Raw genomic sequence first — 23,592 nt, forward strand, 5'->3', positions numbered from 1 at the left:
TTATTTAGAATAAAATGCTGCGCCCGGGCGCAACGGTTTTAATTAAATTTTTGCTACGTATGTGTTATTCTGTAATTCTCTTTTGAGGTTAGTAAGCTGGGAGCTAACGCTTCCATTATACTGGATGTCGCCCACTCTTAAAATAAAACCTCCTATGATGCTCTCATCAACGATATTCTCGATCTTAGCCTCGTTACCTGTTAATTCCTTTACTTTTTGCTGAATTTTAGCTTCAAGAGCAGGAGTCAATGGAATTGCAGTTGTAACCTTTGCTACCTGCACTCCATTCATCTCATCAAAAAGTCGGTTATATTCCTTGGCTACAAGCGGAAGAATATCAAGTCTGTTGTTCTCGATCAAAATTGCGAACAATCCTGAAGTCACACCATTCACAGATCTAAAGATCTCTAAAAGGGCATTTTTCTTCATGGTATTCTTGACAACGGGACTCTTCAAAAATGCCTGAAGATCTTCACTGTCTTTTATAGTGTTACTAATAAGGCTCATGTCTTCATTCACCTCCTTAGTAACATTCTTGTCTTTGGCCAGGCTCAAAAGCGCTTTGGCATATCTCGCGGCTGCTCTGCTTCCCTGCATCTTCTTAGTTTAAAGTGACATCATCAAGCATATCCTCAACCAGCTTTTCCTGCTTGGCTTTGGAAGAAAGTTCTTCTCTTACTACTTTCTCTGCAATCTGAACTGAAAGCGTAGCCACCTGATTCTTAATATCGGCAAGAGCAGCATTCTTTTCAGTCTGGATAGTCGCCTTTGCCTGCTGGATCATCTTTTCTCCTTCTCTTTGCGCATCTTCCTTGGCTTCAGAGATCATCTTTTCTTTGATCTGTCTTGCTTCCTTGATCATGTTGTCACGCTCCATGCGGGCTTCCTGTAACAATTTCTCATTATCGGCTTGCAGATTCTGCATTTCTTTACGTGCATTTTCAGCAGAATCAAGTGCATCCTGAATTCCCTGCTCTCTTGCATTAAGGGCGTCTAAAATAGGTTTCCAGGCAAACTTTTTCAGCAAAAGCACCAGCACGACCAAAATGATGATCTGCCAGAAAAACAATCCAAAAGAAAAATCGTTGACTAACTTTTCCATATTCTATCTTATTTCTTGTATCGTTTAATTTTTTTGTAATAAATCAAGCCTTGCAGCCAACCGCTGCAAAGCCTGATGTTTTTTTGGATTGATTAAACTGCGAAAAGAGCAGCAAAAGCAACACCTTCCAAAAGTGCAGCGATAATAATCATTGCAGTCTGGATTTTTCCGGCAGCTTCTGGCTGACGTGCAATTCCTTCCATTGCAGCGCTACCAATCTTACCAAGACCAAAACCAGCTCCAATAATAATTAGACCAGCTCCAATCAAATCTAAGTTCAAAACTTCTTCCATTACTTATTTATTAAAAATTAAACTTACTCTTAAATATGTTTATACTACAATACCGGGATATCTTCATTGTCGGCAGGGTGATGATGATCATGCTCTTCAACTGCCATACCTATGTACAAGGCGCTAAGCAAAGTGAAGATATACGCCTGAAGAAAAGCTACCAGTAATTCTATGACCGAAATGAATATTGTAAACCCAAAGAAAGCAGGTCCTGCGATCCAGTTCTGGAATACCACGATCAAACCAAGTAAAGTCATTACGATCACGTGACCCGCAGTCATGTTCGCAAAAAGTCGGATCATAAGTGCAAACGGCTTAGTGAACATTCCCAACACTTCGATAGGGGCAAGAATGATCTTCATTGGCACAGGCACACCAGGCATCCAAAAAATGTGTTTCCAGTAATCTTTATTTCCGCTAAACTGTACAATAATGAAAGTAACAAGTGCAAGAGCGAAGGTTACAGCAATATTTCCAGTAACGTTTACGCCAAGCGGTGTCATTCCAAGTAGATTCAGGATCCAGATAAAGAAGAATACCGTTAAAAGGAAACCTGTATATTTTCTATAGTTTTTACCAATATTTGGCTTTGCGATCTCATCACGAACATAAAGCACAAGTGGCTCAAGAACACGGCCAAATTTCTTCGGAATAGGTCTGTTCTTATAGGTTTTTGCAAGCTGACTGAAAAGAACAAACATTAGCAATCCAACCAACATCATGGTCAGGACATTTTTTGTGATCGAAAAATCCCAGGGTCTTTCGTTTTCAGGAAAACCAGCTTCGTTATAATTTATGGTTCCCTCGGCATCAGTCTTATAAATGTGAGAGTGATAAAGTCTGTAATGCTGACCGTCAACCTCTACAAGGTCTTCCCCGTGATGAAATTTCCCTGAAGAAAATACTTTCAGGCCATCATCCCAAAGAATTACAGGAAGTGGAAAACCATAGTGAGCTCCAGTCTCCCCATCTGAAAAGAAATTCACATAATAAGAATCCTGTAGGTGATGATCTATATATGCCTCGATCTCCTCTTCGGTATTGACCTTTGCATCCTCACCTTCCTGAGGTTCTTTAACACCAAATGCCTGAGAGTTGTAACTCACAAACATTAAAAGACAGGCTAATAAAAACTTCGCAACGTTTTCCTTTTGCATTTTCCGGGTAAATTACAGTCCTTTAATTTGGCTGCAAATGTACATAATTATATAAAAAAAAGCAGCCTAAGAACCCTAATTGTTTTTTTGAAGGCAAACAGCCCTAATTACTTGTCTTTAGAGAAGTTAGTGCGATTTAGAATTTTTGAGATATAGATGATTTCTACTATAATACAAAGAGCATAAGGAACAAAAAAATGCAAAAAGACAGATTTGCTCAAGACAAATCCTGAAGTTTTAATAAGATAAAAGAAGATCCCCAGCTTCACCATTCCACTAACAAGGAAGATAAATCCCAATTGTTCCTTGAGATGTTCACTGGCCAAAATTATGGTGGAAGTAAATAACAGAGTAATACCCACATTGAATTTATATGCAAAATTCACAAGATCAAGTGACCTATCGGGATACATATAGGTGAAGAGGCCATAGTGCAACCCATAGCTTATTCCGGCTACTATAAAGAGAAGAATAGAGAACCTGAAAAGATCTTTTAGTATTAAGGAATTCAATTATTGTAGCGTTTGAGTTGTTTTAGAACAACATAGACAGAAGCCACCAGTCCAAAAAGAACGAAACCAATGGTGAACCAATTCTTCTCCATAGGATATCTCTCATCCAACTTTTTGCCTATCCATGCGCAAATGAAAATGGTGGCACCCATTTGAAATGCGATGCCGGTAAAGATAGCCCAGTTCTTAAGCTGACTGTTCTTGTTGTTGTCTTTCTCCTCTTTCATTTCGAATGGCTTTTACACCACCTCTCATCGTACAGGTGGCGTTAAAAGTAGCTCCCGGTTCAACAGCTAATTTTGATACTGTAGCCTCCCCTTCTATTACTGCTGTGCTTCTAAGGCTAAGCGTTCCGGAGATCTTAAGAATTCCATTGAACTTTCCTTCAATATCTGCATTTTCACATTCCAGCTCTCCGTTAACAGCTCCATCTTTGCCAATTACTACCTTGGCAGCAGATTTTACAGTGCCTTCAACAGATCCATCAATTCTAAAACAGCCTTTGGATTCAATATTCCCGGTGATCTTGGTGCCGTGGGAGATCTTGTTCTGTTCTTTGCTGTTTTCTGTTGCCGATTTTGCCTTTTCCTGTTTAAACATTACTGTGGGGGGGTGTTTAATGAAGTTAAGTAGGTTTCAATATTTTTATGGATCTGTGCGATCCTGTAGTTTGGGGTGGAAATATAGAAATAATTTTTGTCAACGCTGTATTTCTTATTATCGCCCAGGCGTTGTGCAAAAGTTTTTGCTCCTGCCACTGAAGAGAAGCCATGTACTACAACAAAATCTTTCTTCTCATCATACACATCCAGGGAGACCTCCCCTCCTGTGTAGTTGGAATCCTCAAGTGCAGCCGAAATTTTCTCTTTTAGCTCTATCACTTGCTTTTGTTCTCCTTTCTCAAAGGGAAACACAAGTTTGAAGGAATTTGATGTAGAATCTGAGACAAACTGGTTTGATGCCAAGGAAGGCAATGCCTTATTAAGAATTTCCTGGGCTTTCTTCCCTTCAATACTTTGTGGATAATTTAAGGCAACATAATTAAGACTTTCCCTGTACTTCTCAAATCCATAAAGCCGTCCTTCGGCCATGGCTTTTAATAGCTCAAGTTTAGAAACGATCTCGTCACCGGCAAAATCATTGATGTAGACTTCAGTTTCAGTAATGACTTCGGCATATTTTTGATCCTCGTATTTTTTATAGAGCTCTTCATAAACTGAGGTCGGATTGTTCTCATCCTTTAATAGGCTCTCTGGGTTAGAAATAATGGCAGCATATCTCGAATCGGGATAGGCCACCAAAATGTCATTTTTGAGAGATTGTGCTCTGGCCGTCACTCCAAGATCGGTATAGATCTTAAACAGGTTGTATTTGGCCGGAAGAAGAAGTCGATCCTCTGGATCATTCTGCAGAAGGAATTCCAGTCTTTCCGCAGCCAACTCATTCTCGTTAAATTTTTCTCTATAGATCAAACCGAGTTGATAACTGGCAAAATTAAGATCGCCCTTAATGCTGTCCAGTTCCGCCGGATTCGTAGGGATTCTACTTATATAAGTTTGAGGGTTATACCTGGGGTCGTTTTCAATAAGGTCATTGACTCCACTAGTAGCAAGATCTTCCCCTCCACCACTCATTCTACGTGTTCTCCAGTTATCATTTAATTCCCTGTCACCCCATAACCTGAAGAATTCCTGTTTACCGTAAGCCACTGCAGTAGGATTATAAAAGTAAAAGGAAGATCCGGGATTTGGTACCCCGGGCATTGCAGGGCGTTTGTTCTCAAAGAAATTCTGTGCGGCCTGCTCCTGCGCGGGTTTTTGAGTTTCACTGGTAGCCTGCTCCCTTAGTTTTGCTGTATAATCCTCGAAATATTTTAATTGCTGCTCTTCTGTAAGTGAAGCTACATATAGAATGCTATCAGCTTCCTCAGCCAAATTTTCGTAATAGATAACATCATCCAGATTATCTCTTTTCCGTTTGATCAATCTAAATTCTCTACTATTCTCAGAAAGTTTTGTGAGAGTGCTGTCATAATAAGCTCCGGCAACCTCGAAATTAGCTGCATCAAAATTGATATTTCCTAGTGTTTGGTAATCCAGGGACTGCAGGTAGGTATTATTAGATGGGGTACGGAGAGAACGGTTGTAATACTCCATGGCAAGTGGTATAGAATCCTGCTGATAGTGGAATTCTGCCAGTTGAAAGTAGATCTTGTCCAGGTAAGGCCTGTTTTCGCGATCATCGGCCAATTCGGTTAGCTGTTCCAGCACCACAGCCTTTTCTCCGGCAGTAGCATTCAAATACTCAATTTGCCGTATCATGGCATTCACAAGATAAATACGCGGAATCTTCCGGTTAAGTTCGATAACCTGGTCAAAGGCATAGGAGGCACTATCGGGTTTTCCCAAAACATCATATAGCTGCCCCGTGATATACCAGTAACGGCCTTCATTGTTCTTCTTATCAGTGATCTCGGCAGCACGACGAATATGGGCAAGTGCGCTATCGGGAGCATTGATATTTAAATAAGCCTGAGCAAGCATGGCAGAAGCCTCTGCCCGGTTTTCCTCTTGGAGCCTCTCACTTTCGAGGATCTTCTTAAGATTCTTTATAGCCAACGCATCAAATTCCAGGCGCATATTGGTCTTTTCTCTCCATATCCTGGCTTCATTGATAGTATTGCTTAGTGGATACTTGTGAAGTATGTAATTGAAAGCTTCCAGGGCCGGTACAAATCTTTGATCGTAATACCTGGCTTTTCCCAGCAACAAATAAGCTTCATCTATCTGCGGATTGTTCTCTGATCCTTCTATGAGCATGGAGTGCCTTTGAATAGCCTTTACAGCTTTTTCTTCGGCTACGACAAAATTAGGATTGAGAGTTTCACCCGGGGCCATGACTTCATCTCTTATCTCCATACGCTCTACCGGAAGGATCTGCCAGTAATTGTCAAGATAACTTTCATTGAGCGCCTCAATTCCAAGATCAAGAGCGATGTTTCCATTGTACAAGGTGTTATATTCAGCCGTGACGGCATGCCAGTTGCGATTAAGAAAGGTATTTTTCTTTCTCGAACAGCCCGTCAAGGCAACCAACAGGAGTAAAACGGCAGTGGCCTTTAGAATTTTTTCCAAGTCAACAGATTCTTCTTATTAGCAATAACTTATAAGTGCCGCAAATATTATTGTGGAAGGGTAAAAATAGGTAATTTTTCCGGGCAAATTACCCGGGTTCGCGGCATTATCTCTAAGTGACCAAACTAAAGTATCCCGGAGTGAACGACTTCTAGGTGTGTTACTCTTAGGTCAAACCTTGACAGAAGTTCCCTGGCCTCCGGGGGTACATAGGCAGTTTCATAATCCTCTCCCGTTAGCTTTTTTATTGTTTCGAGGTCTTTAAACCTCATCATGGTAGTGAATTCGATCTCCTCTTCGTTCAGTTTTCTTTTCAGAAGTTCTACACCTTTAAAACCTTCACCTGTTTTTGTCTCAATATCTTTAAAGATCCTGGAAGTTACCAGCTGCTCATATGCATCTGCATTTCCAGGGGTAGTATAGCCGTGCCAGATCCTTAATACCATTTATCCTATTTCTTTAGCGTATCCCCCTGCAAAGTATTGCTCCAGTTCTTTCAAAGTAGCTTCAGAGGTTTTGATGTCGTTCACCACAAGCCCTTTATCCAGCACTACAATACGCTCACAAACCTCAGTCACGTGAATGAGGTCGTGACTGGAGATAAGAAAAGTTGTATCAGTATCGGCAGTAAGGTCTTTTATTAAGGCTTTAAGCCTTATCTGTGTACTTGGATCAAGGTTGGCAAAGGGTTCATCCAGGATCACGACTTCTGGATCCCCAATTAAAGCAGCTACTATTCCTACCTTTTTTTGGTTTCCCTTAGAGAGATCGCGCAGGTATTTCTTTCTTCCCAAAACCTCTCCGTTGAAGAATTCTTCGAAATTCTGAAGGAAAGCAACAATATCAGCCTTATTCCGGTTGCGTAGTTCCCCGACAAAATTAAAGTACTCTTCGGGTGTGAGATATCCAATTAAAAAGCTTTCATCTATAAATGAAGAGGTAAAGGGCTTCCACGCTTCACTTTGACTTACGGTAATTTCGTTATTAAAAACATTCCCGGTAGTAGGTTGAATAAGGTCCAGTAAGAGGCTGAAAAAAGTGGTTTTTCCTGCTCCGTTATTTCCTACCAGGCCAAAGCTCTGGCCCCGCGAAATTTCAAGATGATCAATTTGCAGCACCTTTGTGCCGCCGTATACTTTAGAAAGGTTTGTAACTGTTATCATCTTATTCACCTGTTTGTTTGAAGCCGTTGATCATAGCATATTTATTTTTTCTGTACGATTCTGTCACCTGTTCCATGATACCTTTTCTAAAAATGATCCCCAGAAGGCCTAATACTGCCAACACTAATATCCCCGATTCGAAGGAATGGAACTTGTTTAGGGCCCAAAAAAGTAAGATTGGAAGGATCACCAGCGGAAGACCTACCAGCCACTGCGCCGCCCCTGTTCCCTGGTAGTTCATGAAAGGGCTCTTTTCAAGATCGATCCGTTTTCGATTAAAAGATCCCGCAAACAACAGCACCGGCACATTAATTCCTATATTATAAATAGCGCACACTATATTGATCAAAAGAATATCGTATCCAAAGAACACATATGGAGTAGTGAGTATAGTAAGAATCACGATGCTAAAGGTGATCAAAGCTGCCTTGGAATTGAGGTATTGCTTTAGCGGAATATTTTGGGCCATCATCATAGAATAATACGACGAATCCCAGGCAGGAATAAATTGACCGAAATTGATCATAAAGATCCCCGTCATAAAGATCCCCACAAAGACAAAAATAGAAGGCATATTCTGATAGGTTTCCTGCGGATAAAAGATCAATCCGTAGCCCATGATGAGTAAAGAAATAAAAATTAGTGTCTTTGGTCGTTTGTTACGCCATATCATTTTTAGGTCCAGCTGAAGAAATGTCGAAATATCTCCGAATCTTCTTAACCATTGAAAATCCTGGGATTTTGCTTCAATGACTTTCCCTTTAAGAGACTCGTCCAGGTAGAACCTGCTTTTCAAAACCTTTTGATTCCACTTAAATAAGGCAAATAGGAGCACTAAAGGCAGGAGTGCCAAAAAGGGCATTTCCAGCACATAATTTAGTCCGGCACCAAATACTTTGGTGATGCTGAAAATTCCATAATTCTCCAGACCAAAGAAGATAAGTGCGACCAGGATATATGGGAGCAATGCTTTGAGATCATCCATAAACCTCTTTTTCAGAAGAAAATTGAAGTAATTTACACTCAGGACCAGAGAGATAACAGCTACTGTCCAGGCTAATATTGCAAACCAGGGCAGGTCAGTTGCGTACCAGGTAAATACTGCAAAAGGAATGAACAACAACAGGGGCAAAAAGTTGAAAAAAGAGAATAAAGATCTCAGAAGAACATAATTCACCATTTTTTGTTTCGGAATAGGAAGGGATAGCATGGGTTTCACCGTCATCACCGGCAGCGTTTGTAGCATAAATCGCATGATCATTTCCAGAGCAAGATATACCAGCAAAAAACGATTCACTATCTGCAAAGGTTCTTCTGCAGGAAAAGCTTTTTTAAGCAAGGGATGCAAACCTATTCCAAGAAGGAGGAACACCAGCGAAAAATAAATGGCGATGAACGCCATGAAGATCTTTAAACCCAGGCTCCTGCCAAAACTGGCCGAGCGGTAAAAAGCTTTCCACTGAAGAGAAATGAAGTATTTGTACATCCTTTTGCTTTATACTACAAGTATGGAAATTTACGATTTTGTTACAAGAATAAATTCACATACTTTGTACTTTTGCCGCAAATACCCAATAAAAATGAGCAAATTCTTTCCGCTAAAGATTAAAGACATCATCAGGGAAACAGAAGAGGCGGTAAGCCTTGAATTTGAAATACCACAGGACTTAAAAAAGGAATTTTCCTTTAAGGCAGGACAATATGTGACGATAAGAACCACTATAGAAGGAAAAGAGGTGCGTCGCGCCTATTCTCTTTGCACCCCCCCAACAGAGGAAACTTTTAGAGTAACTGTTAAGGAAGTTAAAGATGGAACCTTCTCTGTTTTGGCAAACAATAAACTTCAGGCCGGAGAGATGCTCGAAGTTCATCCTCCCGAAGGAAAGTTTATTTTTGAACCGGAACAGGATGGTCGCCAGCACACCTATGCTGCCTTCGCTGCGGGAAGTGGAATTACCCCTGTAATGTCTATCCTAAAGACAGTTCTTCAAGTGGAAAAACACAGCCGGTTCGTGCTGGTTTATGGAAACAAAACTCCGGATGACACCATCTTTTTTAAAGAATTGCTGAAACTGCAAATGGAGCACCCGGACAGGCTGTTCATTGAGTTCGTTTACAGCCGAACCAAAGAAGAAGAATCACACTACGGCAGGATCGACCAAAGTACTGTAAATTATGTGCTAAAGAACAGGTTTAAAGATGTTAGCTTCACCAAGTTCTACTTGTGCGGACCGGAGAATATGATCAACAATGTCACTGATATCCTTCTGAACAACAACATTAAAAAAGAACAGATCCTTTTCGAGCTTTTCAACAGCGAAGTTGAAGGACAGGTAAAATCAGATCTTTCAGGAGACACAGAACTTGTCATTAAAGTTGATGAAGAAGAGTTCACTCTAACAATGCCCAAGAACAAGACAGTTCTCGAAATGGCTCTTGATAATGATATTGATGTTCCCTATTCCTGCCAGGGCGGAATTTGCAGCAGCTGCGTAGCCCGCATCACCGAAGGTACCGCCGAAATGGAAAAAAATTCCATTCTCGTGGATAGCGAGATCGAAGAAGGACTTATCTTAACCTGCCAGGCACATCCCACTTCCGGAACGCTTAAGGTGGATTATGATGATGTATAGATATTAGATGTGAGATTTGGATGTGAGACGTGAGACGTGAGACGTGAGATCAAAAATCTTAACAAAATACCCTTCAAAAAGGACATTTTTGAAGGGTATTTTTTTGGTTGTGTTTTAGAAAACCGACTTAGAAGCTGAAAGCCTCGAATAAACGAGGCAGGAGCTAAGCTCCGGCACTATAAGCGATCGGGTTCGAGCAGCCTGTAAGGCTGCAACAGGGGTATCCAAAAAAGCCATTTTTGGAACCTCATCAATGAATCCCAATTGGAGTTTGCTGCTTGAAATTTTTGGTGCTCGGTGCTTGGTGCTTTAAAATTATTCCTGCACGATAACTTCCTTAATTTTTTGAACCACGCTCCTTGGTGGAATTGTCCTCATCACTTCCTCATATCCCTTCGGAATGTCTTTTCCGTAAATAGAAGTTGGGATGTCGGGATATTTTTCATGATCGGGCAGGAGGAAATTGGTTTCGGGCTGGCGAAAGGGAGCGAATCCTGTGTAGGGATGAGTTAATCCCCACAGGGTGATCACCGGCACTCCGTAATTTGCTGCCAAATGTCCGTTCCCACTATCCATAGAGACCATTAGGTCAAGATTGGAAATAAGAGCCAGTTCTTCCTGAAACATCAACTTTCCGGCAACAGAGATGACCTTGGAGAATTCCGATTCCCATGCGGCGAGCTTACCGGTTTCTACCGGACCACCACCCAACAAAAAGACCTTTAGATTTTCCTCTTTTTGAAGATCCTGTAAAACCTCCTTCATGAGATCTTCGGGATAGGCTTTAGAAGCATGCTGAGCAAAAGGAGCAATGCCGATCCATTTTCCCGAAGGTTCTCCTGTAATTTGAGTGACCTTCTCCGGTAATTCCTGCTTTACTAAATGTTCTACCAATTTCAGGTTCAACGGATAGCCTAACTTTTCAAAAACATCGGCATATCTTTGATGGGTAGATTTCAGCTGTTGGAAGATCTTGTTCTTTCTTCGGGTAAGGGCGGCTTTTTCTCTGCGGCCCTTGTTTATTTGTCGTACCGGCAAACCCTTCAGCTTAAAGAAAAGCTTCAGAACATTTGAGCGAAGTACATTGTGAAGATCGGCTACTGCATCAATCTTCAGATCGAGGAGTTCAGAAGAAAGTTTATAAAGTCCGCCAACACCCTTGTGTCTGCCTTTGACTTCAGCCTCAAAAACCTGAACATTGGGGAGTTCCTCAAAAAGTGGTGCAAAAAATCTTCGGGTAAGCAGGGTGAGCTTTACATCGGGATATTTTTCAGTAAAAGCTTTCAATACCGGCACCATCATCGCCACGTCTCCCATAGCCGAAAGGCGGATCACTAAGATGTGGCGCGGTCTCTCCATCCAAAAATGCTATTTTTTAGCTCCTCTTAAAACAGGATTCAGCTCGTCATCATTGTACATCTTCATTTGCCTGTACACCTTCATGTACTTGTCACCGTTTGCGATATCTTCCAAAAGTTGATTGATAGCAGTAGAAAGATCAACTCGCTGTTCAAGCAATACATCGAGCTTCGCCTGGCACTTGATCATGTGATCCTGCCCTGCCTCAACGCGATTTGCTTCTTCATTCATGTGATAGATCTTTAGTGCAAGGATCGAAAGCCGGTCAATTGCCCATGCGGGACTTTCAGAATTAATAGTAGCATCGGGCTTGGGTTCTACATCCTTGTATTTGTCGAGAAAATAACTATCAATATACTCCACCATATCTGTACGGTCCTGGTTGGAGGCATCTATCTGTCTTTTTAGCTTTAGCGCCGCAACAGGATCGATGTTGGGGTCCCGAATGATGTCTTCATAATGCCATTGTACGGTGTCGATCCAACATTTGCGGTACAACAAATGCTCGAGCAACTGCTCCTTTTCGTCGTAGGGATTGTGGAATTCCTGTCCCACAGTATTGATCTCGTGATATTTTTCAACTACTTCGTTGAATATTTGATTGGCTTTATCTGAAAACATATTCTGAATTTTTTCCGGTTCTTCTGAAGAAAAACCACCGATTTACAATTTTGGCAAAGGTACCGGATTTTTAGCTTTTTTAAGGAGTGATTTTCAAACTTCTGAAGCTTAGAACAGCAGCAGAAGCAATACAGGCAGGAGGATAATGGTTATAAATAGAATTTCTTTAAACCATTTATCATTCATATGTTGAAAATAATTGGTGACGATGATTGCCAGGGGTGCAAAGAAAAACATGAGTTCGCTGCCGTTCTTTGTAGGGGCCAAAACAGCTACAGTGAGAGCCACTCCTGCGCAAAGAAGAATAAGGAACAGGGAAGCTTTGGCATTAGCACTGGCTTTTTGAATTATCAACATGTAAAAGAATGTTGACCATGCTGTTAATGCAAGTAAAAAGGCAGCGGGAATGAGTAGTTGGGAGTCACGATAATTTTCAAAATGGAAATTTGAAGCCTGCGCCCAGTCTGTAAGCGTGTAAAAAGAATCGGTAATTAAAAGATCGATACAGGTAACCAGCGAAAGCAACGTTAAGAGAGCAACCAGTGGCACTAACCAATTCTTGAACCTGTGACCTACATGCACCAGAATCCCGAAGTAGACCACAAATAAAAACAGAATGCTCCAAAAATAGAAAAGAGAAGCTACTCCAACCCATAATGTTGCATCAAAGATCTTCTTCACGGTCTCGCGTTGTGACCGGAACGAAAGAATGCGCCTTAGCGACAACAGCACGAACAAATTAGCCAGGATGACATCATTGTTTTGCATTGCAGCCGCAAACATGCAGAGAAAACCCGCAAACAATACACTTTTGTAAGCGTTGCGCCCCGTCAACTCATTTCTTCCGGAAATAAAATTGAGCAGAAAGACACTAAGCACCAGCAAGAGCAACATTCCTACCTCCTGTAGAATAGTCCAAAGGTTAGAGGTTAATAGAGTGCTAACATTGGCAAACAGATAGAAGATCAGAATATAAACGGCTACTATTATGAAGTTGATTGGCCGTGAATTGCTAAAAAAGCTTGTTAGCATTAGGGTTTTTTATATTTTTGTGGAGTTAAATATAACTACTATGAGGGATTTTTTCGAGGGGATACAGACCATTTTTGAAGATTACCTGTTCGCACCGTTCAATGAACTGGCCAATCTTGAGTTAGATAGCTGGTGGCTGGCAAATGCAGTGAACTGGATCTTTATCATTGTTGCTTTTGCAGCTTTTATTTATTGGATGAAACAGCTGAAAAAATTCAATGACCGCAATGAGGAAAAGCGTGAAACCAGCGCTCATTCTTTCCTGGGTTAGAGGTCAAAACCTATATCTTTTCTAAAATACATCTTATCAAAATGAAGTTTTTCAGCATTTTGGTAAGATTTTTTTATGGCCTCTTTATAGTCATTCCCAAATGAAGTAATTGCTATTACGCGACCACCGCTGGTCACTACCTGCCCATCCTTTTGGGAAGTTCCTGCATGAAAGACTATAGAGTCTTCAACATTTTGGAGTCCCGAAATCACTTTCCCTTTTTCATAAGCTTCGGGATATCCTCCCGAAACCAGCATTAAAGTAGCAGCGGATTCTTTTTTCACCTGAAGCTCTACGTCGTTTAACTTGCCGGTAGCAACTTTTTGAAAAACCTCAACAAGATCAGATTCTATTCGTGGCAGTACTACCTCTGTTTCGGGATCTCCCATTCGCACGTTGTACTCAATTACATAAGGCTCCTCTCCTACTTTGATTAGACCTATGAACACAAAGCCTTTATAGTCGATATTTTCGGCTCGAAGTCCGTCAATGGTCGGTTTAACGATCCTCTCCTCCACCTTCTTCATGAAATCTTCATCTGCAAAGGGAACAGGGGAAATAGCTCCCATTCCGCCTGTATTTAGTCCGGTATCTCCTTCTCCAATTCGCTTATAATCTTTTGCCGTCGGCAAAATTTTATAATCCTTTCCATCGGTAAGCACAAAAACACTGAGTTCAATGCCATCGAGAAATTCTTCTATCACTACGGTATTCCCTGCTGTTCCAAACTTATTATTGGTAAGCATATTTTCCAACTCATTCTGTGCTTCCTCAAGTGAGTCGAGGATCAATACTCCTTTCCCGGCTGCCAGTCCATCGGCTTTTAAAACGTATGGAGGTTTAAGAGTAGTAAGGAATTCTTTTCCGGCAGCAAGACTTTCAGCTTTAAAGCTTTCATAAGCCGCTGTAGGTATCTTGTACATACCCATAAATTCTTTGGCTCTTTCCTTGCTCCCTTCCAGCAATGCACCTCGTTTTGAAGGTCCAATTACTAACACCTTTTTCAATTCTTCATCCCGGTTAAAGAAATCCACAATCCCCTGTACCAAAGGATCTTCAGGACCCACGACCATCATTTCAATATTTTCCCTTAATACCAGCTCCTTTACAGCTTCGAAATCTGTCACACTTACTGCAACATTTGTTGCTATTTTTGCTGTACCGGCATTTCCGGGTGCTACAAAAAGCTTGTCGCAATTGTCACTTTTGGAAAGTTGGTGTGCAAAGGTGTGCTCACGGCCGCCGGAGCCAAGGATGAGAATATTCATAAGGCTTGTGTTTTCTTTCTTGCCTCAAAAATAATTGTTTGTAAATTGAAGCACTAACTTATTGGCATAAAAAACAATCTTTCTTAACTCTTGAACTGGTTTAGCCTTTCATTACAACTCAATCGCTTCCCCATCAAAAAGGCCAAAAACGCCCTGGAGGAGATCAAAAATATTCCCGAAGCGGAATATGCCGCCTATGTGGAAAGAAAGAAGGAGGAGATCGTCAATTACCACTTGCATAACAATTCTCTTTACAAAGATTTCTTTGGTGGGGACAAATACAGCAAATGGGAAGAGGTGCCGGTAATGAAAAAAAGCGATCTCCAGAGGCCTTTAGAAGAGCGATTCAGCAAAAATTTTAGCACCAAGAATAGCTATGTTGGGAAAACTTCAGGTTCCAGTGGGCATCCCTTTATTTTTGCAAAAGACCGTTTTTGCCACGCCCTTTCCTGGGCAGAATTCAACGACCGTTATCGTTGGTATGATATCGACCTTGACAGGTCTGTACAGGCCCGTTTCTACGGAATTCCCCTCGATAAATTCGGTTATTTCAAAGAACGAATAAAAGATCGTTTCGGCTTTCGATATAGATTTCCAATTTTTAACCTCAGCGATGAGAAGATGGAGGAATTCCTGACAGAATTTCAGAAGAAGAGCTTTGATTACATCAATGGCTACACAAGTTCGATCGTGCTGTTCGCAAAGTTCCTGAAGAAAAAGAATCTCATCCTGAAAGAGATTTGTCCGCAACTTAAGCTGTGTATCGTGACCAGTGAAATGTTCTTTGAAGAAGATAAAATACTTCTGGAAGAAACTTTTGGCGTACCCATAGTAAATGAATACGGCGCCAGCGAACTTGGTTTGCTTGCATTTCAAAACCCTGAAGGGGAATGGGTGCTTAACAGTGAGACCATGTTCGTGGAGATTTTAGACGATCAAGGAAAAATTCTGCCTTACGGTGAAGAAGGGAGGATCGTTATTACTTCCCTATATAATAAGGCTCATCCGTTCATTCGGTACGACATAGGCGATACCGGCTCTCTTGCAGAAAACTCCACTCTCAAAAAACCGATTTTAAAGAAGCTACTGGGAAGAACGAATGATGTCGCGGTTTTACCCAGCGGAAAAGTGGTTCCGGGCCTTACTTTTTATTACGTTACAAAAAGTGTGATCGAGAATGACGGACAAATAAAAGAATTCATTGTCCAACAGACTGAACCCGGTTCATTTAAGGTCATTTATGTTTCTGAAGTAGAATTGGAACCTGAAAAGCGAAAAAAGATCGAGGAAGCTATGGAAGTTTACCTTGAAAAGGGTCTTGATCTGGACTTTGAACACAAAACCACCCTCAACCGAAGCAAAAGAGGAAAGCTGAAGCAGTTCGAATCACTTATCTAAGGCTACCTTTTGCTTCTGTTTTACAAATAATTGCTCCCACAGGAATAAGAGCATCCAAAAAAGGCTTTTTAGAGAGGAATATTTCAGCACCTTTCTGTAGACCCTGTAGTTGTACTTAAGCATCTCTATTTTATTTCCCGAAATTGATCCACGGCGTTCCCTGTAGATAGCTAACGGCTCCTGAATTCCTCTTGCTCCTCCGGCTTTTTTAACTGCCAGGAGCCAAAGGCCCCAGTCCTGCCGCTTCCGGATGAGCGGACAATAGATCTTACCCAATACCGACGCATTATATATCCCGGTAAGGTTACCTATGTAGTTGGCTTTTTTAAGTTTGTCAAAAGTGAGAATTTTTAATGCCTTTATTTGCTTATCAAGACTACGACCACTTTCATCCATAAGTCCATAGCTGCTGAAGCAGACCTTCTCACCTTCCTCTTTCATTACAGCAAGCTGAGTTTGCAGCTTGTGAGACTTCCATAGGTCATCGGCGTCCAGAAAAGAAATATAGTCTCCTGTGGCAGCCTTAATTCCAATATTCCTGGCGAAACCGGCACCTTGATTAGTGGGCAGCACGTGCAGTTTTATACGGTCATCATTTTCAACCAGACCTTCAACTACTTGAGAAGTTCCATCTGTTGAAGCATCATCTATTACCAGTAACTCCCAGGAGGAATAGGTTTGCTGCTGAACAGAACGGATACTTTCAGCTATAAATTCGGCTGCATTAAATGCCGGCATAATGACAGAAACCACAGATTCGGTGTTCATTTAAAGGTTTTAGTCATTATAAAAAATCTTCGGGAACGGCCAAAAACTACAGGCCTGAAAAATGTTATTTTCGAATATGTTTTGAAAAATCCTTGTGCTCGCTACGATGAAGTTCCTCTTCTGTAAGGCCCTTGAAATATTCATAGGTCCTTTTCATGCCTTCACTACGTGACACTTTCGGCTCCCATCCAAGTAATTCTTTAGCCCTGGAGATATCGGGCTGGCGTTGCATCGGGTCATCTTCAGGTAAAGGTTTATAAATGATCTTTTGATCTGTTCCTGTTAGTTTAATGATCTCTTCGGCAAAGTCTTTTATCGTGATCTCGTGAGGGTTTCCAATGTTCACGGGATAAGCATAATCACTCAACAACAGTTTGTAGATTCCTTCTACCTGGTCATCTACATAGCAAAAAGAACGGGTTTGAGACCCGTCGCCGAAAACTGTGAGATCTTCTCCTCGAAGTGCCTGACCAATAAAAGCCGGAATTACCCGCCCGTCATTTAATCTCATTCGGGGACCATAGGTGTTGAAGATCCTCACGATCCGGGTCTCCAGCCCGTGGAAGCGGTGATATGCCATGGTAATTGACTCCTGAAACCTTTTGGCTTCGTCATAAACTCCCCGGGGACCAATGGTATTCACATTTCCGTAGTAATCTTCGGTTTGAGGATGGACCTGAGGATCACCATAAACTTCAGAAGTAGAAGCAATGAGGATGCGCGCCTTTTTTTCCATTGCCAGACCCAGTAAATTGTGGGTACCCAGGGAACCTACCTTGAGGGTTTGTATTGGAATTTTAAGGTAATCAATAGGACTGGCAGGAGAAGCGAAGTGCAAAATATAATCAAGCTTACCGGGCACGTGTACAAAAGTCGTGACGTCGTGGTGGTAAAATTCGAAGTTTTCCAGTTTAAAAAGATGCTCAATATTTCTTTTATCACCTGTAATCAGGTTGTCCATACCTATCACGTGATAACCCTCATTTATGAATTTGTCGCAGAGATGAGAACCGAGGAATCCCGCGGCCCCGGTGATGAGTATCCTTTTCATTCTTGGTTGGTTTTACTTCCGAAAGTAATAAAATTAGGCCTCATCGCCATTATACAATCCTGCTGCTGCTCCTATTTTTGCCGCATTTAAGAATACTTTAACCCAATTTAAGCATAACTAAAACTAAGCCTGAGTCTCAATATGAGTAAATTAGGCTGTAAAACAGAAAAATCCAGACCCATGAGGAATCTTTTACAACATTTTTACACCAATGTTAGTCCGGCAGAAAGAGGTGCTTCCTTTTTGGCAGGAGCATATTTTTTATATGATGCTTTAGGAAAGGAGAAAAAGAGCGGTATTGAAGCTGTTCTTGCAGGTTATCTTCTCTACCGCGGAATATCGGGTAATTGTTTACTATACAACGCTATAGGAAAGACAAAGCCAGATAACCGCAGCCGAAATGTGAATATTCAGCTGAGATTGTTTGTTGATAAACCACGGGAAGAGGTGTATACCTTCTGGAGAAATCTGGAAAATCTTCCGCTGTTTATGGAACATTTGGAAAGTGTAGAGAGTCTAAATGACAGCATCTCTGTTTGGGAGGCAAGTTTACCGGGACATGTGGGAACCCTGCGATGGAAAAGCGAAATTGTAAAAGAGCGTCCTTTTGAGCTTCTTGGCTGGCAATCCTTACCGGGTTCGGGCATTGAAAATGCAGGAAAGGTAGAGTTTCACGATGCCGGTGGTGGAACAGAACTGCACGTTGTGATCTCTTACCACGCTCCCGGCGGAATAGCCGGTGAAAGTGCTGCCCGCCTTTTTAATCCCGTGTTTGAAGATATGGTGGAAGAAGATGTAAAGAATTTTAAATGGTTTATTGAGAGAGATTATAGCTTTTGAGAAAGCTCCTTAAGACTCTCCTTCCAGTGGGGAACTGGTAAACCAAAGACCTTCTGTATCTTCTCCTTACTCAGAACGCTGTACTCCGGCCTAACAGCCAGTGTTTCGAAGTCGTTATTTTCATTCAACTGGGTACGAGATTCCATCAAGTTCAAGATCTCTTTTGCAAAATCATACCAGGTCGCCTCGCCCCCATTGCTGTAATGATAGATGCCGTAATTTTTTTTACCCTGTGCCAGGATTCCCAGAACAAAATCGGCTAGATCATGCGCGTTTGTTGGCGTCCCTTTTTGAGAAGTAGTGATATTTAGAGTTTCCCCTTCTTCTGCTCTAGTTCTTATAGTATTAAAAAAGTTTTTCCCGATATCCGAATAAAGCCATGACGTCCTAAAGATGTAGTATTTCGACATGGCGTCCTGAATGTACTGCTCTCCCAGAAGCTTCGAGGCTCCATAAACGTTTAGGGGATCTGTTTGATCTTCTTCTGAATATGGAGTTGTTTTCTTTCCGTTAAACACATAATCTGTAGAAAAGTGAATTAAAGTACAGGCAATCTCTTCACAGTCTTTGGCGAGGTTCCGTACGCTTTCTGCATTGGTGAGGTACGCCATTTCCTGCTCCTTCTCTGCCTGATCGACCTTTGTGTAAGCGGCGCAATTGATACAGATGTCATATTTTTCCCTGCGCAGGTAGGCACCTACCACAGCGAACTGTGACAGGTCCAGATCTTCGGAAGTTGTAAAGGTGAAATCCCAATCGGGGTAATTAAGAGAAGCTTTTCTGAAACATCTTCCCAATTGACCACCCGCTCCTGTGACTAATATTTTCATAGCTCTAATTCTTTAAAAAGTGGAAGATTTTTATCTTTTTCGGAAAGGATTAGTTCGTCTATTGGGTAATTCCAATCTATCTTAAATTCGGGGTCATTGAAATATACCCCGGCATCTGCATCTTTATGGAAATACTGATCGCACTTGTATGCAAAAACCGAGACTTCTGAAAGCGTTAGAAAGCCGTGGGCAAAACCGGCAGGCACAAAGAGCTGATGATGGTTTTCATCGCTTAAAACAGCCTTAAAAGATTTTTTGAAGGTAGGAGAAGCGGGCCTAAGATCTACAACCACGTCCAACACCTTACCAACTACCGTTCTTACCAGCTTGGACTGTGCGAATTCTCCTTTTTGAAAATGAAGGCCTCTCAAAACACCCTTTTTGGAAGACGATTGATTGTCCTGTACAAAATCCATCTGCAATCCTGTCACTTCCTCAAATCTCCTTTGACTGAAGCTCTCTAAAAAGGTGCCGCGGTGATCCCGAAACACTGAAGGCTTCAGCAAAAAACAATCTTTCAAAGGGGTCTCTTCCAGTTCTAACATCTAATCCAGTTGTAAAAGGTATTCTCCGTAACCGCTTTTCAGCAATGGCTGCGCAAGGCGGTGCAGCTGTTCTTTATTAATATAGCCCATTTTAAAGGCTGTTTCTTCAATTGCTCCAATCTTAAGTCCCTGTCGCTCTTCTATCACCTGCACAAATTGTGAAGCTTTCATGAGGGAATCAAAGGTGCCGGTATCCAGCCAGGCTGTTCCCTTGTCGAGAATGCTCACTTGTAATTTCCTTTTTCTAAGATATGCATTATTCACATCTGTGATCTCAAGTTCTCCCCTGGCCGATGGCTTAATGTTCCTTGCAATTTCTACAACATCACTGTCATAAAAATATATCCCCGGGACAGCAAAATTAGATTTTGGGGAGGTGGGTTTTTCTTCTATCGAGATCACGTTCCCTGCCTGGTCAAAATCCACCACTCCGTAACGTTTTGGGTCGTGCACGTGGTAGGCGAAGATCATTCCGCCGTTTGGATCATTGTTGTTTTGAAGCAACTTATCAAGTCCCGACCCATAGAAAATATTGTCTCCAAGAATGAGTGCTACCTTTTCATTTCCGATGAAATCTGCACCTATGATAAAGGCTTCGGCAAGGCCACGGGGCTCCTCTTGTACAGCATATTCAAATTCACATCCATACCGGCTACCATCTCCTAAAAGCTCCCTGAACATTGGCAGGTCCTTGGGAGTAGAAATAATAAGGATCTCTTTTATTCCCGCCATCATGAGGGTCGAGAGCGGATAATAGATCATAGGCTTATCATACACAGGCATTAATTGCTTGCTTACCGCTAGCGTTAATGGGTGTAATCGTGTTCCCGATCCTCCGGCAAGGATAATGCCTTTCATGCCTTATATTTTTCCAGGTACCACTGTACCGTCTTTTCAATACCCGATTCAAAATTCTCATCGGCTTTCCAACCTAACTCAGATTCCAGCTTTGTTGCATCAATAGCGTAACGCTGGTCGTGGCCCGGCCTGTCTTTTACAAAAGTGATCAAATCTGTATAGCTCTTGCCGTCTTCACGAGGCACTAATCTATCCAAAATTTCGGAGATCTTTTGCGCGATATATATATTCTCCCTTTCATTGCGACCCCCAATGTTATAAGTTTCCCCGAATTTCCCATTTTCAAGAACCAGCTTTATACCCTTACAATGATCGGCTACATAAAGCCAGTCACGCACATTTTTTCCGTCTCCGTAGATCGGAATCGGCTGCTTTTTCAGGGCAGTTCGAATAATGGTGGGTATAAGCTTCTCGTCATGCTGGTGCGGACCATAATTGTTTGAACAGTTTGTCGTCAATACCGGCATTCCGTATGTGTGGAAATAACTCCTGACAAGAAAGTCTGAAGCCGCTTTTGAAGCTGAATACGGGCTGTTGGGCGCATACGGAGTTTCTTCAGTGAATAATCCTTCAGGACCTAAAGTTCCATAAACCTCATCGGTAGAGACATGAAGGAATTTAGCGTCGCTAAATTCATCCTTTAGTTCAAAAGGACCGTTCATCCATAGCGTGTAAGCCGTTTGTAGTAGGTTGAAAGTTCCGTTGATGTTGGTTTCAACAAAGGCTGCAGGATTAAGAATAGAGTTATCTACATGAGATTCAGCTGCAAAATTTATTACCTGCGAAAAATGGTATTTTTCGAACAGCTCTTTTACGAGCTCCTTATCCCGGATGTCTCCCTTGACAAAGGTGTAATTCTCATGGCCGTCAACCTCAAGATTTCCAAGATCCCCTGCATAAGTCAGGAGATCCAGGTTTACTATATGAGTATCTTTATCTTCAATAAAAAGATTGATATAATTTGAGCCAATAAAGCCGGCACCTCCGGTAATTAGGGTATATTTCTTATTATCCATTTACGGTTTCTTTCTTGTCTGATTTGTCTTTCTTTTCCTTTTCCTTCGGAAGTTCAAAGATCTGTTCCAGTATTTTTTCTGTGATTAGGTAAGTTGGTTTTACACCTGTGGTCCCAAGTCCGCCTGAGGCTAAAGTGCTTCCGGTTTCCAGTGGGTTATCTGAAGCGTAATAAGCATATCTCACCTTCACATCTTCACTTATATTCCCTCTCAACCTGGAGGCTGCCTGTATGGCTTTTTGGTAATGCGCTCCTTCCATCTCAAGACCAACTACATTCCAGGTAGATTCGTGGAAAAATTTCAAAATGTCTTTGTTTTGAAGGGACGTACCTAAAACTGTAACCATAGAACCATCGCAAACATGAATACCGTTGCCTTCAAGATCGGCTTTGGTAAGTTCATTTTTGAACGGGTAATTATCGGCTGTACCCTCAAAAAGGTGAGCTGTAGGAATCATAATATCTCCCTTACCACCGACCAGGATTCCTGCCTTACCCATCAATGATATGGACGCAACATTCAGGTGGATATTCCCTTGTTCAGATTGATATGGCTTCAACATTTCGTCCATCGTCTCATAAGCCTGCTCTCCAAACGCGTAATCCATTACCATGATCACCGGCTTATCTTCATCTTTTGCCTTTTTATCAAAGCTGAACTTCGGATTAATTGAAGACATTTTTGCAGTATCAAAGATCTGAACATCAATATTGGCACCACTGGTATCTTCAATAAAAATCATTCCTTCAGAAACTGCATTTTTCATCACCTTCATCCTTAGCTGCCCATTTGCGTTATTGCTAAGGTCCTCATAGATCCCGAAAAGGGATTTCTTCTTAAGCTCGGCCTTTAAAGCTTCCGAAGCATACAGCGTATTCATTACGCTGTGCATATTGGCACTTATAATGTGCAAAGGACGGTTCATTAGATTTTTTTCAAGCAAAACCTCTTTGATCTTGTTCGCCCAGATCTCCCCGTGAATATGGTGACCAAGTCGCTCACGCAACACCGGGCTAAAAGTTACGATCCTCTTGTTGTTATTTAGCATCTCATCAATTGCCAATTTTCCGAGGTAATAAATGATGTGGAGGAATCTCTCCGGGCTGGATGAGGTGCTAAAAAGGGGATAAATCGTGGTCACTTCCCTAAAGGTGCGACCTAAAATATTTGCCGTATGAGTTAACGCAACTTCGCGATGTGCCTGAGTTAGCGGCTCTTTTTGAGTCACCGCCATCTCCAACTTTTGCCAGTCGCGCGATACTTCTCCTTCTTCATCAATTAAAACTCGTCTCATTACTTTATGAGATTCAATAAAGAGGAAAGTAAGGTGCGTAAGGATGTCATAGATCTCAGATCGCCCGCGGGTGATCTCAATATTCATTTGCTCCTCATCTATCCTGTAACAATTCCTGCGTCTTTTTGGTGGAACTATAGGCTTAAAATGAGAATTACCATAACCTTCATCACTTGTGAGGTTGATAAACCTACATTCTTCAATGCCTAAAGGCAGCCTGTCCATCACGTAAAGAAGACCATTTAATTCTACTTTTTCTTCGGCTACAGAGCCATATATTTCGGGGCGTAGAATTAATAAAGATTCGCGAAGCGTCTCCCCGGAAACGCCCATAGGTTTGTAGAAACCACGGTTAAAAAGGTGACGCATTGTAATATACATTCGTTCAATAGCGTTTGAACTTTCCTGTGCTCGTGTGCGTCCCTGTAATTTTAAATTACCCATAAA

General features: G+C 41.7%; 26 protein-coding genes. 4 read left to right on the plus strand and 22 right to left on the minus strand.

Annotated features, from left to right (window positions below):
* Positions 1-42: 42 nt before the first annotated feature.
* From atpH to ACXYMT_RS02170, 11 genes are all read right to left on the minus strand, one after another.
* Entirely contained in the window at positions 43-597 is a 555-nt protein-coding gene (gene atpH / locus ACXYMT_RS02120; protein ID WP_459057436.1) for an ATP synthase F1 subunit delta, read from the minus strand.
* Between the two features lie 4 nt (positions 598-601).
* Complete coding sequence (locus tag ACXYMT_RS02125) at positions 602-1,102, minus strand: F0F1 ATP synthase subunit B (RefSeq protein ID WP_459057437.1); 501 nt, start codon at positions 1,100-1,102, stop codon at positions 602-604.
* Positions 1,103-1,194: 92 nt separating this feature from the next.
* The gene (gene atpE / locus ACXYMT_RS02130; RefSeq protein ID WP_281169110.1) at positions 1,195-1,395 is read right to left on the minus strand and encodes an ATP synthase F0 subunit C; all 201 of its coding nucleotides are present in this window, start codon (positions 1,393-1,395) and stop codon (positions 1,195-1,197) included.
* A 44-nt stretch (positions 1,396-1,439) separates the two neighbouring features.
* Complete coding sequence (gene atpB, locus ACXYMT_RS02135; protein ID WP_459057438.1) at positions 1,440-2,552, minus strand: F0F1 ATP synthase subunit A; 1,113 nt, start codon at positions 2,550-2,552, stop codon at positions 1,440-1,442.
* Positions 2,553-2,659: 107 nt separating this feature from the next.
* Positions 2,660-3,064 (minus strand): hypothetical protein, encoded by a 405-nt coding sequence (locus ACXYMT_RS02140; RefSeq protein ID WP_459057439.1) that lies wholly within the window; start codon positions 3,062-3,064, stop codon positions 2,660-2,662.
* Positions 3,061-3,291, minus strand: a complete 231-nt coding sequence (locus tag ACXYMT_RS02145) for an AtpZ/AtpI family protein (RefSeq protein WP_459057440.1) — start codon at positions 3,289-3,291, stop codon at positions 3,061-3,063. Before ACXYMT_RS02145 ends, ACXYMT_RS02140 begins: the two co-directional genes overlap by 4 nt.
* A complete protein-coding gene (locus tag ACXYMT_RS02150; protein ID WP_459057441.1) occupies positions 3,251-3,664 on the minus strand; it encodes a bactofilin family protein in 414 nt (137 codons plus the stop codon). The genes ACXYMT_RS02145 and ACXYMT_RS02150 overlap by 41 nt, the downstream gene beginning before the upstream one ends.
* Positions 3,664-6,198: a type IX secretion system periplasmic lipoprotein PorW/SprE gene (porW, locus tag ACXYMT_RS02155; RefSeq protein ID WP_459057442.1), complete on the minus strand. Its 2,535-nt coding sequence runs from the start codon at positions 6,196-6,198 to the stop codon at positions 3,664-3,666. Before porW ends, ACXYMT_RS02150 begins: the two co-directional genes overlap by 1 nt.
* Before the next feature lie 125 nt (positions 6,199-6,323).
* On the minus strand, positions 6,324-6,644 hold the full coding sequence (locus tag ACXYMT_RS02160; protein WP_459057443.1) for a hypothetical protein: 321 nt from the start codon (positions 6,642-6,644) through the stop codon (positions 6,324-6,326).
* Positions 6,645-7,361 carry an ABC transporter ATP-binding protein gene (locus ACXYMT_RS02165; RefSeq protein ID WP_459057444.1) on the minus strand — a complete coding sequence of 239 codons (717 nt, stop codon included), beginning with the start codon at positions 7,359-7,361 and terminating at the stop codon, positions 6,645-6,647.
* Position 7,362: 1 nt separating this feature from the next.
* Positions 7,363-8,847 carry a DUF5687 family protein gene (locus tag ACXYMT_RS02170; RefSeq protein WP_459057445.1) on the minus strand — a complete coding sequence of 495 codons (1,485 nt, stop codon included), beginning with the start codon at positions 8,845-8,847 and terminating at the stop codon, positions 7,363-7,365.
* Between the two features lie 94 nt (positions 8,848-8,941).
* On the opposite strand from ACXYMT_RS02170, the gene ACXYMT_RS02175 reads away from it, so the two are divergent.
* Entirely contained in the window at positions 8,942-9,994 is a 1,053-nt protein-coding gene (locus tag ACXYMT_RS02175) for a 2Fe-2S iron-sulfur cluster-binding protein (RefSeq protein ID WP_459057446.1), read from the plus strand.
* Between the two features lie 315 nt (positions 9,995-10,309).
* Here the strand turns inward: ACXYMT_RS02175 and ACXYMT_RS02180 are convergent, their stop codons facing one another.
* The 3 genes from ACXYMT_RS02180 to ACXYMT_RS02190 all read right to left on the minus strand — a co-directional run bounded on the left by ACXYMT_RS02180 (position 10,310) and on the right by ACXYMT_RS02190 (position 13,006).
* On the minus strand, positions 10,310-11,353 hold the full coding sequence (locus ACXYMT_RS02180) for a glycosyltransferase family 9 protein (protein WP_459057447.1): 1,044 nt from the start codon (positions 11,351-11,353) through the stop codon (positions 10,310-10,312).
* A gap of 9 nt (positions 11,354-11,362) precedes the next feature.
* Positions 11,363-11,974, minus strand: coding sequence for a DUF4254 domain-containing protein (locus ACXYMT_RS02185; RefSeq protein ID WP_459057448.1), 612 nt, complete (start codon positions 11,972-11,974; stop codon positions 11,363-11,365).
* A gap of 108 nt (positions 11,975-12,082) precedes the next feature.
* The gene (locus ACXYMT_RS02190) at positions 12,083-13,006 is read right to left on the minus strand and encodes a DUF6427 family protein (RefSeq protein ID WP_459057449.1); all 924 of its coding nucleotides are present in this window, start codon (positions 13,004-13,006) and stop codon (positions 12,083-12,085) included.
* A 40-nt stretch (positions 13,007-13,046) separates the two neighbouring features.
* Between ACXYMT_RS02190 and ACXYMT_RS02195 the strand changes: the two genes are divergently transcribed.
* Positions 13,047-13,277: a DUF6341 family protein gene (locus ACXYMT_RS02195; RefSeq protein WP_459057451.1), complete on the plus strand. Its 231-nt coding sequence runs from the start codon at positions 13,047-13,049 to the stop codon at positions 13,275-13,277.
* Here the strand turns inward: ACXYMT_RS02195 and purD are convergent.
* On the minus strand, positions 13,274-14,545 hold the full coding sequence (gene purD / locus ACXYMT_RS02200) for a phosphoribosylamine--glycine ligase (RefSeq protein WP_459057452.1): 1,272 nt from the start codon (positions 14,543-14,545) through the stop codon (positions 13,274-13,276). The genes ACXYMT_RS02195 and purD overlap by 4 nt on opposite strands.
* Before the next feature lie 90 nt (positions 14,546-14,635).
* On the opposite strand from purD, the gene ACXYMT_RS02205 reads away from it, so the two are divergent.
* Complete coding sequence (locus tag ACXYMT_RS02205) at positions 14,636-15,943, plus strand: phenylacetate--CoA ligase family protein (RefSeq protein ID WP_459057453.1); 1,308 nt, start codon at positions 14,636-14,638, stop codon at positions 15,941-15,943.
* On the opposite strand, the gene ACXYMT_RS02210 is transcribed toward ACXYMT_RS02205, so the two are convergent.
* Entirely contained in the window at positions 15,932-16,711 is a 780-nt protein-coding gene (locus tag ACXYMT_RS02210) for a glycosyltransferase family 2 protein (protein ID WP_459057454.1), read from the minus strand. The two genes, ACXYMT_RS02205 and ACXYMT_RS02210, sit on opposite strands and share 12 nt — an antisense overlap.
* 64 nt (positions 16,712-16,775) lie before the next feature.
* A complete protein-coding gene (locus tag ACXYMT_RS02215) occupies positions 16,776-17,762 on the minus strand; it encodes a UDP-glucuronic acid decarboxylase family protein (RefSeq protein ID WP_459057455.1) in 987 nt (328 codons plus the stop codon).
* A 180-nt stretch (positions 17,763-17,942) separates the two neighbouring features.
* Between ACXYMT_RS02215 and ACXYMT_RS02220 the strand changes: the two genes are divergently transcribed.
* Positions 17,943-18,602 carry an SRPBCC family protein gene (locus ACXYMT_RS02220; protein ID WP_459057456.1) on the plus strand — a complete coding sequence of 220 codons (660 nt, stop codon included), beginning with the start codon at positions 17,943-17,945 and terminating at the stop codon, positions 18,600-18,602.
* Here ACXYMT_RS02220 and rfbD read toward each other — a convergent pair.
* The 5 genes from rfbD to ACXYMT_RS02245 are packed head-to-tail and all read right to left on the minus strand — an operon-like array spanning position 18,590 to position 23,589.
* Complete coding sequence (rfbD, locus tag ACXYMT_RS02225; protein WP_459057457.1) at positions 18,590-19,432, minus strand: dTDP-4-dehydrorhamnose reductase; 843 nt, start codon at positions 19,430-19,432, stop codon at positions 18,590-18,592. The two genes, ACXYMT_RS02220 and rfbD, sit on opposite strands and share 13 nt — an antisense overlap.
* Positions 19,429-19,977 (minus strand): dTDP-4-dehydrorhamnose 3,5-epimerase, encoded by a 549-nt coding sequence (rfbC, locus tag ACXYMT_RS02230; protein WP_459057458.1) that lies wholly within the window; start codon positions 19,975-19,977, stop codon positions 19,429-19,431. The genes rfbD and rfbC overlap by 4 nt, the downstream gene beginning before the upstream one ends.
* Positions 19,978-20,835, minus strand: coding sequence for a glucose-1-phosphate thymidylyltransferase RfbA (rfbA, locus tag ACXYMT_RS02235; protein ID WP_459057459.1), 858 nt, complete (start codon positions 20,833-20,835; stop codon positions 19,978-19,980). It lies immediately after the preceding gene.
* Positions 20,832-21,851, minus strand: a complete 1,020-nt coding sequence (gene rfbB / locus ACXYMT_RS02240) for a dTDP-glucose 4,6-dehydratase (protein ID WP_459057460.1) — start codon at positions 21,849-21,851, stop codon at positions 20,832-20,834. The genes rfbA and rfbB overlap by 4 nt, the downstream gene beginning before the upstream one ends.
* The gene (locus tag ACXYMT_RS02245; protein ID WP_459057461.1) at positions 21,844-23,589 is read right to left on the minus strand and encodes a DUF6909 family protein; all 1,746 of its coding nucleotides are present in this window, start codon (positions 23,587-23,589) and stop codon (positions 21,844-21,846) included. The genes rfbB and ACXYMT_RS02245 overlap by 8 nt, the downstream gene beginning before the upstream one ends.
* Between the last annotated feature and the right edge of the window lie 3 nt (positions 23,590-23,592).

This window comes from Salinimicrobium sp. CAU 1759 (assembly GCF_054482715.1).

Coding starts and splice junctions, on each gene's coding strand:
- atpH (WP_459057436.1), bottom strand. CDS start 597: ATGCAGGGAAGCAGAGCAGCCGCGAGATATGCCAAAGCGCTTTTGAGC.
- ACXYMT_RS02125 (WP_459057437.1), bottom strand. CDS start 1,102: ATGGAAAAGTTAGTCAACGATTTTTCTTTTGGATTGTTTTTCTGGCAG.
- atpE (WP_281169110.1), bottom strand. CDS start 1,395: ATGGAAGAAGTTTTGAACTTAGATTTGATTGGAGCTGGTCTAATTATT.
- atpB (WP_459057438.1), bottom strand. CDS start 2,552: ATGCAAAAGGAAAACGTTGCGAAGTTTTTATTAGCCTGTCTTTTAATG.
- ACXYMT_RS02145 (WP_459057440.1), bottom strand. CDS start 3,291: ATGAAAGAGGAGAAAGACAACAACAAGAACAGTCAGCTTAAGAACTGG.
- ACXYMT_RS02150 (WP_459057441.1), bottom strand. CDS start 3,664: ATGTTTAAACAGGAAAAGGCAAAATCGGCAACAGAAAACAGCAAAGAA.
- ACXYMT_RS02160 (WP_459057443.1), bottom strand. CDS start 6,644: ATGGTATTAAGGATCTGGCACGGCTATACTACCCCTGGAAATGCAGAT.
- ACXYMT_RS02165 (WP_459057444.1), bottom strand. CDS start 7,361: ATGATAACAGTTACAAACCTTTCTAAAGTATACGGCGGCACAAAGGTG.
- ACXYMT_RS02170 (WP_459057445.1), bottom strand. CDS start 8,847: ATGTACAAATACTTCATTTCTCTTCAGTGGAAAGCTTTTTACCGCTCG.
- ACXYMT_RS02175 (WP_459057446.1), top strand. CDS start 8,942: ATGAGCAAATTCTTTCCGCTAAAGATTAAAGACATCATCAGGGAAACA.
- ACXYMT_RS02180 (WP_459057447.1), bottom strand. CDS start 11,353: ATGGAGAGACCGCGCCACATCTTAGTGATCCGCCTTTCGGCTATGGGA.
- ACXYMT_RS02185 (WP_459057448.1), bottom strand. CDS start 11,974: ATGTTTTCAGATAAAGCCAATCAAATATTCAACGAAGTAGTTGAAAAA.
- ACXYMT_RS02190 (WP_459057449.1), bottom strand. CDS start 13,006: ATGCTAACAAGCTTTTTTAGCAATTCACGGCCAATCAACTTCATAATA.
- ACXYMT_RS02195 (WP_459057451.1), top strand. CDS start 13,047: ATGAGGGATTTTTTCGAGGGGATACAGACCATTTTTGAAGATTACCTG.
- purD (WP_459057452.1), bottom strand. CDS start 14,545: ATGAATATTCTCATCCTTGGCTCCGGCGGCCGTGAGCACACCTTTGCA.
- ACXYMT_RS02210 (WP_459057454.1), bottom strand. CDS start 16,711: ATGAACACCGAATCTGTGGTTTCTGTCATTATGCCGGCATTTAATGCA.
- ACXYMT_RS02215 (WP_459057455.1), bottom strand. CDS start 17,762: ATGAAAAGGATACTCATCACCGGGGCCGCGGGATTCCTCGGTTCTCAT.
- ACXYMT_RS02220 (WP_459057456.1), top strand. CDS start 17,943: ATGAGGAATCTTTTACAACATTTTTACACCAATGTTAGTCCGGCAGAA.
- rfbD (WP_459057457.1), bottom strand. CDS start 19,432: ATGAAAATATTAGTCACAGGAGCGGGTGGTCAATTGGGAAGATGTTTC.
- rfbC (WP_459057458.1), bottom strand. CDS start 19,977: ATGTTAGAACTGGAAGAGACCCCTTTGAAAGATTGTTTTTTGCTGAAG.
- rfbA (WP_459057459.1), bottom strand. CDS start 20,835: ATGAAAGGCATTATCCTTGCCGGAGGATCGGGAACACGATTACACCCA.
- rfbB (WP_459057460.1), bottom strand. CDS start 21,851: ATGGATAATAAGAAATATACCCTAATTACCGGAGGTGCCGGCTTTATT.
- ACXYMT_RS02245 (WP_459057461.1), bottom strand. CDS start 23,589: ATGGGTAATTTAAAATTACAGGGACGCACACGAGCACAGGAAAGTTCA.